General features: G+C 68.0%; 16 protein-coding genes. All 16 read left to right on the top strand.

What is annotated here, in order from left to right; genetic code table 11:
• Positions 1-22: 22 nt before the first annotated feature.
• On the top strand, positions 23-1,324 hold the full coding sequence (gene hisD, locus EAX62_RS11630) for a histidinol dehydrogenase (protein WP_121901894.1): 1,302 nt from the start codon (positions 23-25) through the stop codon (positions 1,322-1,324).
• A complete protein-coding gene (locus EAX62_RS11625; protein ID WP_121901893.1) occupies positions 1,321-2,448 on the top strand; it encodes a histidinol-phosphate transaminase in 1,128 nt (375 codons plus the stop codon). Before hisD ends, EAX62_RS11625 begins: the two co-directional genes overlap by 4 nt.
• Complete coding sequence (gene hisB, locus EAX62_RS11620; protein ID WP_121901892.1) at positions 2,445-3,053, top strand: imidazoleglycerol-phosphate dehydratase HisB; 609 nt, start codon at positions 2,445-2,447, stop codon at positions 3,051-3,053. The genes EAX62_RS11625 and hisB overlap by 4 nt, the downstream gene beginning before the upstream one ends.
• The gene (gene hisH, locus EAX62_RS11615) at positions 3,053-3,664 is read left to right on the top strand and encodes an imidazole glycerol phosphate synthase subunit HisH (RefSeq protein ID WP_121901891.1); all 612 of its coding nucleotides are present in this window, start codon (positions 3,053-3,055) and stop codon (positions 3,662-3,664) included. Before hisB ends, hisH begins: the two co-directional genes overlap by 1 nt.
• Positions 3,665-3,709: 45 nt before the next feature.
• On the top strand, positions 3,710-3,949 hold the full coding sequence (locus EAX62_RS11610; protein ID WP_121901890.1) for a hypothetical protein: 240 nt from the start codon (positions 3,710-3,712) through the stop codon (positions 3,947-3,949).
• A 258-nt stretch (positions 3,950-4,207) separates the two neighbouring features.
• On the top strand, positions 4,208-5,653 hold the full coding sequence (locus EAX62_RS11605; RefSeq protein ID WP_121901889.1) for an HNH endonuclease signature motif containing protein: 1,446 nt from the start codon (positions 4,208-4,210) through the stop codon (positions 5,651-5,653).
• 98 nt (positions 5,654-5,751) lie between these two features.
• Positions 5,752-6,489 carry a bifunctional 1-(5-phosphoribosyl)-5-((5-phosphoribosylamino)methylideneamino)imidazole-4-carboxamide isomerase/phosphoribosylanthranilate isomerase PriA gene (gene priA, locus EAX62_RS11600; RefSeq protein WP_407703332.1) on the top strand — a complete coding sequence of 246 codons (738 nt, stop codon included), beginning with the start codon at positions 5,752-5,754 and terminating at the stop codon, positions 6,487-6,489.
• Complete coding sequence (locus EAX62_RS11595) at positions 6,482-8,836, top strand: HAD-IB family hydrolase (protein ID WP_121901887.1); 2,355 nt, start codon at positions 6,482-6,484, stop codon at positions 8,834-8,836. Before priA ends, EAX62_RS11595 begins: the two co-directional genes overlap by 8 nt.
• Before the next feature lie 22 nt (positions 8,837-8,858).
• Positions 8,859-10,379, top strand: a complete 1,521-nt coding sequence (locus EAX62_RS11590; protein WP_121901886.1) for a lactate racemase domain-containing protein — start codon at positions 8,859-8,861, stop codon at positions 10,377-10,379.
• Positions 10,376-11,167 carry a lysophospholipid acyltransferase family protein gene (locus tag EAX62_RS11585; RefSeq protein ID WP_121901885.1) on the top strand — a complete coding sequence of 264 codons (792 nt, stop codon included), beginning with the start codon at positions 10,376-10,378 and terminating at the stop codon, positions 11,165-11,167. The genes EAX62_RS11590 and EAX62_RS11585 overlap by 4 nt, the downstream gene beginning before the upstream one ends.
• Positions 11,168-11,256: 89 nt before the next feature.
• Positions 11,257-12,219 carry a GNAT family N-acetyltransferase gene (locus EAX62_RS11580; protein ID WP_121901884.1) on the top strand — a complete coding sequence of 321 codons (963 nt, stop codon included), beginning with the start codon at positions 11,257-11,259 and terminating at the stop codon, positions 12,217-12,219.
• Between the two features lie 35 nt (positions 12,220-12,254).
• A complete protein-coding gene (locus EAX62_RS11575) occupies positions 12,255-13,028 on the top strand; it encodes a YebC/PmpR family DNA-binding transcriptional regulator (protein WP_121901883.1) in 774 nt (257 codons plus the stop codon).
• 36 nt (positions 13,029-13,064) lie between these two features.
• Complete coding sequence (gene ruvC, locus EAX62_RS11570; RefSeq protein ID WP_199711285.1) at positions 13,065-13,577, top strand: crossover junction endodeoxyribonuclease RuvC; 513 nt, start codon at positions 13,065-13,067, stop codon at positions 13,575-13,577.
• Positions 13,574-14,185 (top strand): Holliday junction branch migration protein RuvA, encoded by a 612-nt coding sequence (gene ruvA, locus EAX62_RS11565; RefSeq protein WP_121901881.1) that lies wholly within the window; start codon positions 13,574-13,576, stop codon positions 14,183-14,185. Before ruvC ends, ruvA begins: the two co-directional genes overlap by 4 nt.
• Positions 14,185-15,216, top strand: a complete 1,032-nt coding sequence (ruvB, locus tag EAX62_RS11560) for a Holliday junction branch migration DNA helicase RuvB (protein WP_121902142.1) — start codon at positions 14,185-14,187, stop codon at positions 15,214-15,216. Before ruvA ends, ruvB begins: the two co-directional genes overlap by 1 nt.
• Positions 15,217-15,291: 75 nt before the next feature.
• Entirely contained in the window at positions 15,292-15,726 is a 435-nt protein-coding gene (gene yajC, locus EAX62_RS11555) for a preprotein translocase subunit YajC (protein ID WP_121901880.1), read from the top strand.
• The last annotated feature ends 23 nt before the right edge of the window (positions 15,727-15,749 follow it).

The following is a 15,749-nucleotide window of genomic DNA, read 5'->3' as shown; positions in this document are numbered from 1 at the left end:
CCACCAACTAGACTCCTTGACTGTGTTGAGAACCGTTGACCTGACAGGGATCACCTCCGACTACCGCTCCCAGCTACCCCGCGCCGAATTCGACGTCGAGGCTGCCCTGGAGGTGGTCCGGCCCATCTGCGCCGACGTCCATGCCCGCGGTGTCGAGGCACTCGCCGAGTACTCGGAGCGCTTCGACGGCGTGGTGCCGGAGTCCTTCCGGGTGCCCGCGGACGTTCTTCGGCGCTGCGCCGAGGAATTGGACCCGCAGCTGGCGGAGGCGTTCACGGAGAGCATCCGCCGCCGCCGCCACGTGGCACAGACCCTGGAGCTCGACGCGGACCCGCCGCCGGCCGTGCTGGCCGAGGGTGCCCGCGTGGGCCTGAGGAACATCCCCGTGGACCGTGTGGGTCTCTACGTGCCCGGCGGCCTGGCCCCGCTGGCCTCCAGCGTCATCATGAACACCGTTCCGGCCCAGGTGGCCGGCGTGCGGCAGATCGCCGTGGCGTCCCCGCCGCAGAAGGACTTCGGCGGCTGGCCGCACCCCAACATCCTGGCGCTGTGCCACATGCTCGGCGTCGATGAGGTGTACGCGGTTGGCGGCGCCCAGGCCGTGGCCATGTTCGCGCACGGGGTGCGCGACCTGTGCGAGCCCGTCTCCCTGGTGACGGGCCCCGGCAACATCTGGGTGGTGGCCGCCAAGCGCCAGCTGCGCGGCGTCGTCGGCATCGACTCCGAGGCGGGTCCCACCGAGATTGCCATCATCGCCGACGGGTCCGCCAACCCCGTCTATGTTGCCGCCGACATCATCTCCCAGGCGGAGCACGACCCCCTGGCCGCCTCCGTCCTCATCACCGACTCCCCGGCACTGGCCGTGAAGGTGGGAGCCGAGGTCGAGAAGCAGTTGGCTGCCACCAAGCACGTCGAGCGGATCCGCACCTCGCTCACGGGAAGGCAGAGCGCCATCGTGCTGGTGCGCGACCTGGACCAGGCCATCGCCGTCGCCGATGCCTACGGCGCCGAACACCTTGAGATCCAGACCGCCGACGCGGCCGCCGTCGCCGCCCGCATCCGTAACGCAGGCGCCATCTTCGTGGGCGACAACTCACCCGTGAGCCTCGGCGACTACTCCGCCGGGTCCACGCACGTGCTGCCGACCGCCGGCTGCGCCTGCCACTCCTCGGGTCTCAACGTCCGCAGCTTCATGCGCACGGTGCACGTCATCGACTACACCCGCGACGCACTGCTGGAGATCGCCGACGGTGTGGAGCGGTTCGCTCTTGCCGAGGACCTCCCGGGCCACGCCAACGCCATCACCGTTCGGAGACAGCAGTGATCACGCTCGCAGACCTCCCTCTGCGGGACGACCTCGTGGGCGCCGAGCCGTACGGGGCGCCGCAGCTCGTGGTGCCGGTGGTGCTGAACGTCAACGAGAACCCGTACCCGCCCAGCGCGACGGTGCGCCGCGAGATGGCGGAGGCCGTCGTGGAGGCGGCCGGGCAGCTCAACCGGTACCCGGAGCGCGAAGCCCTCGAACTGCGCCGGGACCTGGCCAACTACCTTGGCCACGATCTGGGGCCGGAGAACATCTGGGTGGCCAACGGCTCCAACGAGATCATGTCCCACCTGCTGACTGCCTTCGGCGGCCCCGGGCGGCGGGTGCTCACGTTCACGCCCACGTACTCGATGTACCCGGAGTACGCCCGCAACACCTGCACCGAGTATGTGACGGCGCCGCGCAGGGCCGACTTCACACTCGACGCCGACCTCATCGTGGACGCCATTGAGGAGCACCGGCCCACCGTCGTCCTCATCACCACACCCAACAATCCGACCGGCACCACCACGTCGCTGCAGGTCATCGACGAGGTGTGTCGCCGGAGCGATGCCATCGTGGTGGTGGACGAGGCCTACCAGGAGTTTGCGCGCACCGACTCGGCGCTGGAACTGATGACACGGCACCCACGGCTGGTGGTGAGCCGCACCATGAGCAAGGCGTTCGCGCTGGCTGGCGGTCGCGTGGGATACCTGGCCGCGCAGCCCGCCGTCGTCGACGCGTGCCGCATCGTGCGCCTGCCCTACCACCTGAGCGCCCAGACCCAAGCCGTCGCACGGGTGGCCCTGCGCCACAGCGACGAACTGCTGGGTAGGGTGCACGAACTGGCGGAGACCGCTCGCGCGTTCGAGGCGTGGCTCCGGACCCGCGGCTACGACGTCGTGGACTCCGAGGCCAACTTCACCCTCTTCGGACGGTTCGCCGACCGCCACAATGTCTGGCAGCAGTTGCTGGATCGCGGCGTCCTCATCCGGGAAACGGGCCCCGATGGCTACCTGCGCGCCTCCGCCGGGACCCCCGCGGAGATGGCGGCCCTCAGGGACGCCCTCGACGACATCTCACCCACGATGCTGGGCGAGCCCACCACACGAGTAGATCCAGTTCTTCAAGGAGAGACGGCATGACCCGCACCGCCACCGCCCAGCGCTCAACGAGCGAATCCACCATCACGGTCAGCATCGACCTCGACGGCACCGGCGCCTCGAACATCTCCACCGGCGTCGGGTTCTACGACCACATGCTGACAGCGCTGGCGAAGCACTCCCTCATCGACATGGACATCTCTGCCGTCGGTGACGTGCACATCGACGGCCACCACGTGGTGGAGGACACCGCCATTGTGCTGGGTCAGGCGCTCGCCGAGGCGCTCGGCGACAAGGCTGGCATCCGTCGCTACGCCGACGCCACGGTCCCGCTGGACGAAGCGCTGGCGCACTGCGTCGTCGACGTCGCAGGCCGCCCCTACGCCGTGTGCACGGGTGAGCCTGACGGCCAGGTGTACGCGCTCATCGGCGGGTCCGGCGTGCCGTATGCGGGGTCCATGACCTACCACGTGGTGGAGTCCCTGGCCCTGAACGCCGGCCTCTGCGTGCACCTGCGCCTGCTTGCTGGCCGGGACCCGCACCACATCGTCGAGGCCCAGTTCAAGGCGCTGGCCCGTGCGCTGCGCGACGCGATTGCCCTCGACCCACGCCAGCAGGGCATCCCCAGCACCAAGGGTGCCCTCTGATGGTGGCGCCCCGCGTGGGGCTGCTGGACTACGGCTCGGGGAACCTGCACTCCGCAGCGCGCGCGCTGTCGCTGGCGGGGGCAGTCGTCACCGTCACGAGTGACCTCGGCGAGTTGCGCCGTCAGGACCGGTTGGTCGTGCCCGGCGTCGGTGCCTTCGCCGCATGCATGCGGGGGATTGACGCTGTCGGTGGCCGGGAGCTCATCACCGGATGGCTCGCCGAGGAGCGCCCGCTGCTCGGTATCTGCGTGGGTCACCAGATCCTCTTCGGCACGGGCACCGAGCATGGCCTCGAGACCCCCGGGCTGGGGGTGCTGGCCGGCAGCGTCGAAAAGTTGCCCGCACGGAGGCTGCCCCACATGGGATGGAACGACCTTCAGACGCCGGGCGACTCCAGGCTGTTCCGGGGGATTGCGGGGGAGCGGTTCTACTTCGTGCACTCCTACGCGGCGCTGGTGGCACCGCCGGACGCACGGGTCGCGATGGCGCGGCACGAGGACGTCGCCTTCGTCGCCGCCGTGGAGCGGGGGAGCCTCAGCACCACCCAGTTCCACCCGGAGAAGTCGGGTGAGGCGGGCCTCCAGCTGCTCCGCAACTGGCTGGAGAGCTGACGCCTGAGCTCATGTGTGAGACAACCCACACGGGAAGCGGCGCACATGGCCACTGAGATCGAGAAGGGGCTGCGCTGGCTGCGAACCAATCCCGAGAGCCTCGCGGCAGCGATGCAGGCGGGGGACCCCTCGATCCTTGAGGTTTCCCTGTCGACAGTGGCAGAGGTCGATCCGGACTGCATCTCCGCCGTGCTGGATCAGCAGCTGAGGTACTTGATTCGGGGAGAGGCATATTTGCTGCGCCCTCGCGTCGTCATGATGCGCGATGCCATCTTTGTTCGCTGAGTAGCCCACGCGACGAAGTCGCCGGGCACCCCCCCATTTGTTCCCTGAGTAGCCCACGCGACGAAGTCGCCGGGCGTATCGAAGGGCTTCCTTTGCGTCAGGGGCCCTTCGATACACCGAAATTCGTCCCTCATGGGCGGCACTCAGGGAACAGATACCCGACAGCTTCCATCGGTGATTTGTGGGGGTTAGAAGAGTATCTGAGGAAAATAGATCACCTGTTCATAAAATGTCAGTGGTGGTCCGTAGGTTTGGTTCATGGAGCAGGAGTGGCGGACCACGGCGGAGGCGCTGACTGCGCTGGAGGCTGTGATGTCCTCGATCGATCACGATGCGCGGGTCAGGCTGTCGGCGCCGGAGCGGCTGGTGTTGATGAAGAGGGCCCGAAGTTTCCGGGATCGTGCCGTGTCGTTGGCGTGTGTGTTGACTGATGAGGCGTCACACAGTTCGGTGGCCGCAACCGGAACCCCCATCACCTCCCTCATTGGGTTGGAGGAAGGACGCGACAGCGGCGACGCGGCACGGCAGGTGTTCCAGGCCCGCGACCTCGCCCGGCACAAGGCGGTCAAGGAGGCTGCCCTGGCCGGAAAAGTGTCGTCCCGGCACGCGGCCGCCATCGGCAAAGGGATGGCGCAGCTACCGTCCGAGTTGACCACTGAGCAGCAGGCACGGGCGGAGCAGGCTTTCCTGGACCGGGCAAACAAGAACACCCCCAAACGGCTGGCGGAGTTGGCACCGCAGATCCTGGCCGAAGTCGCACCCGAACTGGTCCCCACTGTGGACGATGAGGCCGCCCGGCTGGAGCAGCAGCGGCGCCGGGCGTTCAGCAAGCGGTCGCTGCGGTGGGGTGATGACGGGGACGGGTCGACGTGGTTGCACGGTTCCCTGCCCCATCTGGAGGCGGCACCGCTGATCAGTCTCATCGAGGCCTACGTCGAGTCCGACCGCCGCGCGGCCAGGGACAGGTTCAGGGCCACCCGCGCCACCGACCCCGGACCCCAGGTGACGCGGGACCAGGCAGCCGAGGACATCAACCGCACACCCGAGCAGCGCCGCGCCGATGCCCTCACCCAGATCATCTCCGACCACCGTGACGCCCCCACCAGTGTGGGGGACCGACCCCGGATCGTCGTCACCATTCGGGAACAGGACCTCCGCGAACGTGCCGAACGGGCCGGAGTCCTGGCCCGGGGGGCCAGGATCACGGCCGGGGACCTGCGCAGGTTGTGCTGCGACGCTGACCTCATGCCCGTCGTTCTCGGCGGCCCCTCGGAGATCCTGGACGTGGGCCGCACCCAGCGGCTCGTGACCCCGGCCATCCGGAAAGCCCTGAGCCTGCGCGACGGTGGATGCGTGTTTCCCCAGTGCAGCGCCCCGGACTCGGCCTGCGAGGCGCACCATCTGCAGCCGTGGTGGGCCGGCGGTGCCACAGCGTTGTGGAATTTGGTGTTGTTGTGTCCGCATCACCACCAACTCGTGGAGCCGGACCGGTGGAGCCGCCCCGAGGACCGCTGGGTCATCCACATCGACCCGGACACCGCACGAGTGGTCGTGGTCCCGCCCGCAAGGACGAATCGGTTCACGGCTCGAGCGGGGCCACCATCCTCCTCGGCTGGAACCTCACCTTCGGACAGTGCCGCATCTGCGGGGCTCCGCAGGATGGCCGAACCCGGCGCACCGCCGCTGATTCACTCCTTGGCGTGATGCCCACCGCCGATGTCGGGGTGGGAGTGAGCGTCCCGCACGCGCGCCGCGCGAGAAGACGGAGGCTGGGCGGTGCGCGTCCGATAGGGTTCGTGATCGTGGATGCATTGCAGTTGTTGCCAGCCGTCGACGTTCAGGATGGCCGCGCCGTCCAGCTTGTCCAGGGAGTGGCCGGGACCCAGAAGGAATTCGGCGACCCGCTCGCCGCCGCCATGCGTTGGCAGGACCAGGGGGCGGAGTGGATCCACCTCGTGGACCTGGATGCTGCCTTCGGTCGCGGCTCGAACGCGAACCTGCTGCGGGACATCATCGGACAGCTTGATGTCGAGGTGGAGCTCTCCGGCGGCATCCGTGATGACGTGTCCCTGGAGCGTGCCCTGGCCACCGGCTGCCGGCGCGTCAACATTGGCACCGCCGCCCTGGAACATCCCTACTGGTGCGAACGCATGATCGCCGACCATGGCGACCGCATCGCCATCGGCCTCGACGTCCGCGGCGAGAACCTCGCGGCGAGGGGGTGGACCGAGGAGGGTGGTCCCTGGCAGGAGACGCTCGACCGCCTCTCCGACGCCGGCTGCGCCAGGTTCGTGGTCACCGACGTGAACTCCGACGGGATGCTGACCGGCCCCAACATCGAGCTCCTCGAAGCCGTGTGCGCCCGGACCGACGCGGCCGTCATCGCCTCGGGCGGGATCGCCACCCTCGACAACCTTCGCGCACTGCGTGAACTCGTTCCGGGCGGCGTGGAAGGTGCCATCATCGGCACCGCCCTCTACATGGGCGCGTTCACGCTCCCGGAGGCGCTCATCGTGGCGGGAGGCGTCACGCATGGGTAAGGCACCACGCAGCAGCTTTGGCGCGGCCGACATCGCAGGCGTGCACACACCGCCGCTCCTGACGGGCCGCATCAAGGACCTGCTCGCCGGCAAGAAGATCGTCATGACGGGCGTCACCGGCTTCATCGGTGAGCAGATCCTCTGGAAGATCCTGACGGAATGCCCAGATGTGCGCACCGGGGTGCTGGTGCGGCCCAAGGGCTCCGTCACCGCCGAGCAGCGTGTGACCAGCCTGCTGAAGAAGAAGATTTTCGCCGACGTCGTCGCGGCTGCCGGATCCGTCGAGGCGCTCCTGGCGTCGCGTGTCCAGGTCATCGAGGGCGACCTCCCGCGGGTCCCTGACCTGCCCGGGGACCTCGACATCCTCGTGCACTGCGCAGGGGACGTGTCGTTCGACCCACCCATCGACCAGGCGTTCATGACGAACGTCGTCGGTACCCGGGCGCTGCTCACCAAGCTGCGCGAAGCGTGCAGCGACGCCGACGGCAACCTGACGAAGGTGCCGCACTACGTGCACATCTCCACGGCCTACACCGCCGGCCGACGACGGGGACCCATCCCCGAGGCAGCGCACATTCATGACGTGGACTACGAGGTCGAGTCCGCCGCCGCGCTGGCCATGAAGGAGCACGTCGAAGCACGCTCCCGCAGTTCCGAGCAGCTCACTGTGCTGCGCAAGCAGGCAGAGCGCCTGCACCGCCGTGCGGGCTACCTCACGACCTCCGAGGACACCGAGCGCCGTCGCACGGAGTGGGTGAAGCAGGAACTGGTGGCCGCAGGCACCGAACGTGCCCGGTCGCTTGGCTGGACCGACGTGTACACGTTTGCCAAGGCCATGGGGGAGCGCGTGGTGGCCGACATGTGCCACGACATGCAGGTGTCGGTCGTCCGGCCCGCCATCGTCGAATCCTCGCTGAGGTTCCCGCACGAGGGCTGGATCGAAGGCTTCAAGATGGCCGACCCGCTCATCCTTGCCTACGGTCGCGGTCAGCTGCCGGAGTTCCCGGCCTCACCGGACGCCGTCATCGACATCATCCCCTGCGACCTCGTGGTCAACGCCATCATGGCCGTGTGCGCCACGCAGCCGACGGTGGGTGAGCCCGAGTTCTACCACTGCAGTTCCGGGGCCCGGAATCCGCTGACGTTCCGCGGCATCTACCAGCACATCCGCAGCTACTTCTCGAAGCACCCCTACGCCGACGGGCAGGGATCCGTTCCGCTGGCCACGTGGAACTTCCCAGGCGCCGAACCGGTGGAACGCAAGCTGTGGTTCGCCGCCAAGGGCACGGCCATCGCCAACCGCCTGCTCAGCTTCGCCCCCCGAGGCGAAAAGGTGCGGGCAGCCGCCACGGCCCTGGACAAAACCACCAAACAACTCGACTTCCTCAACAAGTACCTGTCCCTCTACGGCGAATACCTGCAGTCCGAACTGCACTTCGTCGACGACTGCACCCTGGCGCTGCACCGCTCGCTCGACGAGGCCGACACCGACACGTTCAGCTTCGATTCCGCGAGCTTTGACTGGACGCACTACATCGAGGACGTGCACTGCCCGGCCGTGACAAACCCCGTGCGCCGCATGGAGGCTGCCCGCAAGCGCCGCCAGGCACGTTCCGCCACGTTCAAGGACCTCAAACCCTCCACGTCCGGCACCGTGCTGGCCGCCTTCGACCTCGACGGCACCATCATGGTCACCAACGTCATCGAGACCTACCTCTGGCTGCGCCTGCCCGAGTTGTCGGTCATGGAGCGTGCCGCGGAGGTCTCGCGTGTCGTTGCCCAGATGCCCAACTACCTGGCGGCCGAGCGCAAGGACCGCGGGGTGTTCCTGCGGCAGGTCTACCGTCGCTACGAGGGCGCGAACCTGGCCGACATGGAGCGCTTCGTCGACGAGAAGCTCGCCCCCCACATCCTGGACCGCACCTCGGCGGACGCCCTGCGCCGGATCCGGGCGCACCGTGAGGCTGGCCACACCACCATCCTCATCACCGGTGTGATCCGGCCGTTGACGCGTCCGTTCGAGGGCCTGTTCGACCACATCGTGGCCGCCGACCTTGGCACGGATGAGAACGGGAACTGCACGGGCTTCCTCACGGGGCCGCCGATGGTGGGGGAGTCCCGGTCCGCCTGGCTGGAGCACTACGCGGCCCTGCACGGCATGGATCTCAAGCAGTCCTTTGCCTACGCGGACAGCCACGTGGACCTGCCGATGCTGCGCACCGTGGGCAATCCCGTCGCCGTCAGCCCCGACATCGGGCTGATGCGCGCCGCACGCACCAGTGGGTGGTCCATCATTGACTGGCCGGCCACCTCACCGCAGCCCCGGTGGAAGCTGCCTACCCGCTAGAGAAACAGGAGCAGACACGACCATGCCACGCCCGGGATTCGTCCTTGAAGTCGATGACAAGACGCCGTCACTGCTCACCATTTCGGGGGCAGCGGTCAGGTTGCAGGGGTTCGGCCTCGGTACCAAGGTGGCCTACCCGGCCGACGCCGTGCCCTCCACCGACCCCGTGGGCCTCATCGACGCCGCACTGCTCTCGCCCGTGGAGGGTGACGCTCTCCTGCGGCGTCTCGGCCCCGGCGTCCGCCTGACCATCGTCGTGGCCGACAACGGCCGTCCGCAGCCGCGGATGCGTTTCGACGTGCGCCGCACCATGGTGGAGCGGGTGCTGGAACTTGCAGCCCGCAGCAAGGTGGACGACGTCCAGGTGGTGATCGCCACGGGACTCCATCGTCGGTGGTCCGATCATGACGTCACCCGTGTCCTGGGGGACCGGGTGGCCTCGTCCTTCCTTGCCGACGGACTCATCACGAGCCATGACGTGACCAGTGACGACCTCGTGGGCATCGGGGACATCGACGGGCACACGGTGAAAATGAACGCCCGGGTGGCGTCCTCGGACGTCGTGGTCACCGTGGGCATCCGCGACGACCACTCGCTGGGATGCCCCTCGACGCTGGGACTGGTGGATGCGTCCACCATCAACCGGGTGGCCGGTCTGCACGCGGATGCCGCCGCGGCCGACGAGGTGGCACGACTCGTGGCCTCCACATCCGAGACCTTCGCTGTGGTGGCGGTGATCGGCCAACCGTTCCTGCGCCCCAGCCTGTCGTTCCTCAACAGGCGCGAGTGGGAGTGGCGGCTCGTGGACCAGTTGGCGTTCGCCGCTGCCCGGCAGTTCGTGGCGGCCCTGCCCAAGCAGGGGGCACAGAAGCTGTACGCCTCCCCGGTGGCCGACTACGCCATCCTCGACGTGGTGGGCGGCAGCCCGGAGGCAGTGCACACCGAGTCCCGCGAGGTGTGGCGCGCAGCCAACGCCGTCGAGGTCTCAGCCCCCGCCGACGTGCTCGTGGCGTCGGTGTGGGGTGCAGGGTTCGACGTCGGCAACCCCGTGGGTTCTCCCATCAACGCCGCACACAACGCTCTTGTGGACCAAGCGGGCTGCCATCTGGGCACCCCCCTGGTCCGCGACGGGGGAGTGGTGGTGGCCATGCACCCCCTGCTTCGCAACTTCTCCAACCGGACGCAGGCTCCGTCAGCAGATTTTTTCACCAATGTGCTGCCCGAAACGCTTGATCCGGCCGAGATCCATGACCGGTTCGAGGCGTCGGCGGCCCACGACCCGTGGTACATCAACCTCTACCGCGAACGCTTCGCCCACCATCCGCTGCGCGTGTTCCACAGTTGGTACCGCATCAAGGAGGCCTCGGAGGGGCTTGCGGACGTCATCTGGGTGGGAGGCGACCGCCGCAGCGCCGGCATCATGGGTCACCGCGCAGCGTCCACGCTCGCGGACGCCTACGAGGTCGCATCGGCCGTCGTCGGACCCCGTCCCGACATCACGTACCTGCACGGCCCCGGCCGCGTACTGGGGGCAGTGAGATGAGCAGGGACCTGAGTCCGTGGGCCCGGGAATCCCACCCGTCGGCGCGGCCGCGGATCACCTGGCCCGCCGACATGATGGGGTTCGCCGGTACCCTGTTCGGGCTGCGGACCCGCCGTCCGAGCAACGCACCACCACGCCAGGGAGAACCACGCGACCGCTTGTCGCGCAGCGACATCCGACGCATCCCGGACCTGTTCAACGTTTTGGCGTGGCGGGTCGACTACCAGGTGATGGGTATCGACGCGCTCACGGGGCTGCAGGCCCCCGTGGTGTTCGCCGCCAACGAGCAGGGTGCACTCGACTGGCAGGTGTTGAAGCTTGTCCTGCCGCCAAGGCTGCGCACCACGCACCGCCACCTGAGCCGCTCCCTCACGCAGGGGCGCAGCGTCGCGGTGTTCACCGACGACCCGCTGGTTCCGGACGAGGTGGGCGACTTCACCACCGTGGCTGCGGACCTCGCCACCCAGTACAGCATCCCCATCGTGCCCGTGGCGCTGGGTGGAACCTTCAAACTGAAGGAGATCCTGCGGCTCGCCCTGAAGTCGAAGCCGCGTGTGTGGGTGTGTTTCGGCGCCCCCATCTATGTCCACGGCCGCTCACTGGCGGAGACCACCGCTGAGGTGCAGGCGGCGGTCGGGGAGCTGTTCCGCTCCGAGCAGATGTCCTGGTGGGCCGTGCAGCGCGGGGCTGCGGCACCAACGTGCCGCGCCGAGTCCATGCCCCGCTGGCGGCGACTCTGGGGACAGACGGCACCCCGCCCCATCCGGGAGCACCGGCTCTGGCAGTGAGGCGCGGCCGCTGGTCGGGTAATCATCGTTGATACACAAGGGCCCGTGTAGCCTTGCCGTTCACCCAGCATTGGCGCAGGGAGGCCGGCATGGACCATTGGGTCGAGGACCATTTGCAGTGGCGATTGATGACGGCAGAGGACGCGGGTGAACTCACCCACCTCCGAGAGCAGATCGAAGTGTTTGACGACACGATGTTCTCGGGCGTGGAGCAGCTGGGGCGTACCGCATGGCTGGCGTCGTTGGAGGACGACTGCGTCGGCGGGTGGGACCACTACGGCAGTCTCGTGGCGTACGGCTGGAACGTTCCGGACACCGACCCGAAACGGGCTCGTGTGACGCTGGCGGGTGGGGTCCACCCGACGCACCGCGACCTGTCGATCGGACGCAACCTCATCGCCTGGCAGGAGGCCCGGGCCATGGCATGGCGCGACAGGCACCGACCGGGCCTGGACCTGTGGCTGGGAAGCTACGTCGAGGATGTCCAACCGGGGTTGCGCCACCTCCTGCGCTCCACCGGTTTCCACGAGGAACGACACTTCTTCGACATGCACCGCCGCCTGGATGATGTTCCCACTCCACGATCGATCGACGGCATCGATTTCGTGCCGTTCGAACTGTCCCGCAGCGATGAAGTGCACAATCTCCACCACCTCTGCTTTCTGGCGGACGTACCCGCGGATCAGGACCACTGGGACAAGTCACTGCCCCGCATCCGGCCGGACTGGTCGTGGGTCGCTTTGCAGGGGGAGGAGGCGGTGGGCTACGCGCTGTCCGGCATCGACGACGCCGCCGCAATGGACGGGGTGGTGGAGGGGTGGACCGACAGGCTCGGCGTCCACCCGGCGCACCGTCGCCGTGGGATAGCCAGCGGCCTGCTGGAGCACACGATGGTGTCGATGGCGCAGTCCGGATGTCCCGGAGCCGGTATCGGGGTGGACACGCAGGACCCAAATCTGCCGCGCTTCCTTCACGGCTCGCTCGGCTACGAGTCCCGCGACGCCGTGGTACTCATGGCCAAAACCATCCCGGTCGCTGAGTCTGTAAGCTGACGACGACTTATCGAACTCCTATCGAGGCGGGATGCATGTCTGGCCACTCCAAATGGGCAACCACAAAACACAAGAAGGCGATCATTGACGCAAAGCGCGGCAAATTGTTTGCCAAGCTCGTCAAGAATGTGGAGGTCGCGGCGCGCATTGGCGGTGGCGACATCGCAGGAAACCCCACCCTCTACGAAGCCATCCAGAAGGCCAAGAAGTCGTCAGTCCCCAACGACAACATCGACCGCGCCGTCAAGCGCGGCTCGGGGGTGGAATCCGGCGGTGCCGACTACGAGACCATCATCTACGAGGCCTACGGCCCCGCCGGCGTTGGCATGCTCATCGAATGCCTCACCGACAACCGCAACCGCTCCGCCTCCGACGTCCGGGTTGCGGTGACCCGCAACGGCGGCACCATGGCCGACGCCGGCTCCGTGGCGCGCATGTTCGCACGCAAGGGCGTCGTGACCGTGCCCAAGCACCAGGACGGCAAGGACGTCAGCGAGGACGCGATCCTTGAGGCCGCCCTGGATGCCGGGCTGGAGGAGGTGTCTGACGCCGCCGACTCCTGGGAGGCGATCTGCGACCCCAACGACACGATGGATGTCCGCAAGGCAATCGAGGCGGCGGGCATGGAGTACGACAGTTCCGAGGTGGGATTCGTGGCGTCCTTCGACCAGACTGTCGACGAGGCTGAGGTCGCCCACAAGGTGTTCCGCATCATCGACGCCCTCGAGGACTCCGATGACGTGCAGAACGTCTTCACGAACCTCGACCTCACCCCCGAGGTCGAAGCCTCCCTGAACAGCGACGACTGAGTCTGACCATCGAGCGGGGGCCCGGCCATGCGTGTACTGGGTATTGATCCGGGCCTCACCCGGTGTGGCGTCGGTATCGTGGAGGGCACCGTGGGGCGCCCTCCCACGCTGGTGGCCGTCGGTGTGGTCCGCAGTGACCCCGCGCTCGACGTGGCCCGCCGGCTGGCGGAGATCGCCGTCGGCCTGGAGGAGTGGTTCGACACCTACTCACCCGAGGCCGTTGCCATCGAGCGGGTGTTCGCGCAGCACAACCTGGGCAGCGTCATCGACACGGCCCAGGCATCCGGCGTCGCCGCGCTGATCGGGGCCCGACGAGGTCTACCCGTCACGTTCCACACGCCCAGCGAGGTGAAGGCCGCCGTCACCGGCTCCGGCAACGCCGACAAGGCGCAGGTGGGTGCCATGGTGGCCCGGATTCTGAAGCTGTCGGCGCCGCCGAAACCTGCCGACGCCGCCGACGCCCTGGCGCTTGCCATCTGTCACGCCTGGCGTGGTGGACACACGAATCGTTATGCCGCCGCGGCGGCCGAAGCAAGGAGTAGACGTTGATCCAGCAACTGCGCGGCACTGTGCTCGAGGCCGGTGCGACGACGTTCACGATCGACGTCGGCGGCGTGGGTTTCAAGGCCTTCACCACCCCCGCCACGGCAGCGGGCCTGCGTCTGGGGGAGCCCGTCACCGTCCACACGAGCCTCGTGGTGCGCGAGGACTCCATGACCCTGTTCGGGTTCGACGACCCGGCCGAACGTGACGCGTTCGAGTTGGTCCAGACGGCCTCGGGTGTGGGCCCGAAGCTGGCCGTGGCCATCGTGTCGGTCCTCAGCCCCTCGGAACTGCGGCAGGCCATCAGCAGCGAGGACCTCAACCGGCTGTGCAGCGTGCCCGGCATCGGACGCAAGGGCGCACAGAAGCTCGTCATCGAGCTGAAGGACAAGGTCCTCCTCCTGGCCGCCGCCACCGGTGATGCCCCCCGTGCGGTCGCGGCAACCGGCGAGAGGTGGCGTGAGCAGGTGGAGGAGGGACTCCAGGGACTTGGTTGGTCGAGTCGTGACGCCGCCGCCGCGTGCGACACCGTGGCCCACCTCGTGGAGGAGGAGCCGGACATCGCCATCGGGAAGCTGATGCGCTCTGCGTTGAACTCGCTGGCGAAGCGATGATGGAGCACTCCGAGGTTGATCCGGAGATCCTGCCGGAGGAGCGCGACTTCGAGTCCGCGCTGCGGCCCCGCAGCCTCTCCGAGTTCGGCGGCCAGCCCCGGGTCCGTGACCAGCTGGGGCTGGTGCTGGATGCTGCGCGCCACCGGGGAAGCAGCCCAGACCACGTGCTTCTCTCGGGACCCCCCGGTCTCGGGAAGACCACGCTGGCCATGATCATTGCCGTCGAGCTGGGCGTGGCGCTGAGGATCTCGTCGGGACCGGCCATCACCCACGCCGGGGACCTCGCCGCCATCCTGTCAGGGCTCAGTGAGGGCGACGTCCTCTTCATCGACGAGATCCATCGCCTTGCACGCCCCGCCGAGGAGCTGCTGTACCTGGCCATGGAGGACTTCCGCGTCGACGTCGTCGTCGGCAAGGGACCCGGCGCCACCGCCATTCCCATTGAGCTTCCACCGTTCACGCTCGTCGGCGCCACCACCCGCGCCGGGCTGCTCCCAGGCCCCCTGCGTGACCGGTTCGGGTTCACGGCACAGCTGGACTTCTACGAGGACGCTGACCTGGCCCGCATCGTCCACACGTCCGCGGCCAAGCTCGGCGTCACCATCCACGCCCGCGCCGCCGACGAGATCGCGTCGCGCTCCCGGGGCACACCCCGCATCGCCAACCGGCTCCTGCGCCGGGTCCGGGACTTTGCACAGGTCAAGAAGCATCCCGTGGTGGACCTCGACGTCGCCTGCGCTGCGCTGGAAATGTACGAGGTGGACCAGTTGGGTCTCGACCGCCTCGACCGTGGGGTACTCGACGCCCTCTGCCGACTCTTCGGCGGCGGCCCGGTGGGGTTGTCGACGTTGGCGCTGAGCGTGGGGGAGGAGACGGAGACCGTCTCCGAGGTCGCGGAGCCGTTCCTCATCAGGGAGGGGCTCATGATGCGGACACCACGCGGACGGGTGGCCACCCACGCAGGCTGGTCGCACCTTGGTCTACGGCCACCCGCAGGCGTGGCGCCGGCACTTTTCGGCGACGCCGAGTGATCCCTGTCAGGCACCCAGCGCCACGTCGGCTATTCTGAGCGCTGGCCAACCCCGCATTCCAGCGAAGGAAGAACCATGGACCCAACATTCTTGCTGATGATCGTCGCGTTCGGCGCGCTCATGTACTTCCTCATGATCCGCCCGCAGCAGAAGCGCATGAAGGAACACCAGGCAACGATCGGCGCACTCACCCCCGGGACCCGTGTGCTGCTCACCTCCGGCATCTTTGCCACCATTCGCCACCTCGGTGAGCGGCAGGCCATCGTCGAACTGGCCCCCGGCACGGAGATCACCATCGTCAAGGGCAACATCGCCCGCCCGGCCACCGAGGACGAGGAGGAGTTCGAGTTCGCAGATGAGGTCGATTCCGACAGCCTCGTCGAGGAGTCGCCACTTTCTGACGCGTCGGTCCAGGACATGGATGCCGTCGTCGAGGAGGACGTGACGTTCGACCCCCGCGGTGAGCGTGACATGACGGCCGAGGAACTCCAGCGCAAGTTCGACAACTGAGGCACTGACCGCCTCCCTTCCAA

The organism is Tessaracoccus antarcticus (assembly GCF_003688855.1).
Lineage (GTDB): Bacteria > Actinomycetota > Actinomycetes > Propionibacteriales > Propionibacteriaceae > Arachnia > Arachnia antarctica.
Note: the sequence above shows the minus strand (reverse complement) of the source record. Positions and strands in the feature narration are given on the sequence as shown.

Coding starts and splice junctions, on each gene's coding strand:
- EAX62_RS11605 (WP_121901889.1), top strand. CDS start 4,208: ATGGAGCAGGAGTGGCGGACCACGGCGGAGGCGCTGACTGCGCTGGAG.
- yajC (WP_121901880.1), top strand. CDS start 15,292: ATGGACCCAACATTCTTGCTGATGATCGTCGCGTTCGGCGCGCTCATG.
- ruvB (WP_121902142.1), top strand. CDS start 14,185: ATGGAGCACTCCGAGGTTGATCCGGAGATCCTGCCGGAGGAGCGCGAC.
- hisB (WP_121901892.1), top strand. CDS start 2,445: ATGACCCGCACCGCCACCGCCCAGCGCTCAACGAGCGAATCCACCATC.
- EAX62_RS11575 (WP_121901883.1), top strand. CDS start 12,255: ATGTCTGGCCACTCCAAATGGGCAACCACAAAACACAAGAAGGCGATC.
- EAX62_RS11595 (WP_121901887.1), top strand. CDS start 6,482: ATGGGTAAGGCACCACGCAGCAGCTTTGGCGCGGCCGACATCGCAGGC.
- hisH (WP_121901891.1), top strand. CDS start 3,053: ATGGTGGCGCCCCGCGTGGGGCTGCTGGACTACGGCTCGGGGAACCTG.
- EAX62_RS11580 (WP_121901884.1), top strand. CDS start 11,257: ATGGACCATTGGGTCGAGGACCATTTGCAGTGGCGATTGATGACGGCA.
- EAX62_RS11590 (WP_121901886.1), top strand. CDS start 8,859: ATGCCACGCCCGGGATTCGTCCTTGAAGTCGATGACAAGACGCCGTCA.
- EAX62_RS11585 (WP_121901885.1), top strand. CDS start 10,376: ATGAGCAGGGACCTGAGTCCGTGGGCCCGGGAATCCCACCCGTCGGCG.
- EAX62_RS11610 (WP_121901890.1), top strand. CDS start 3,710: ATGGCCACTGAGATCGAGAAGGGGCTGCGCTGGCTGCGAACCAATCCC.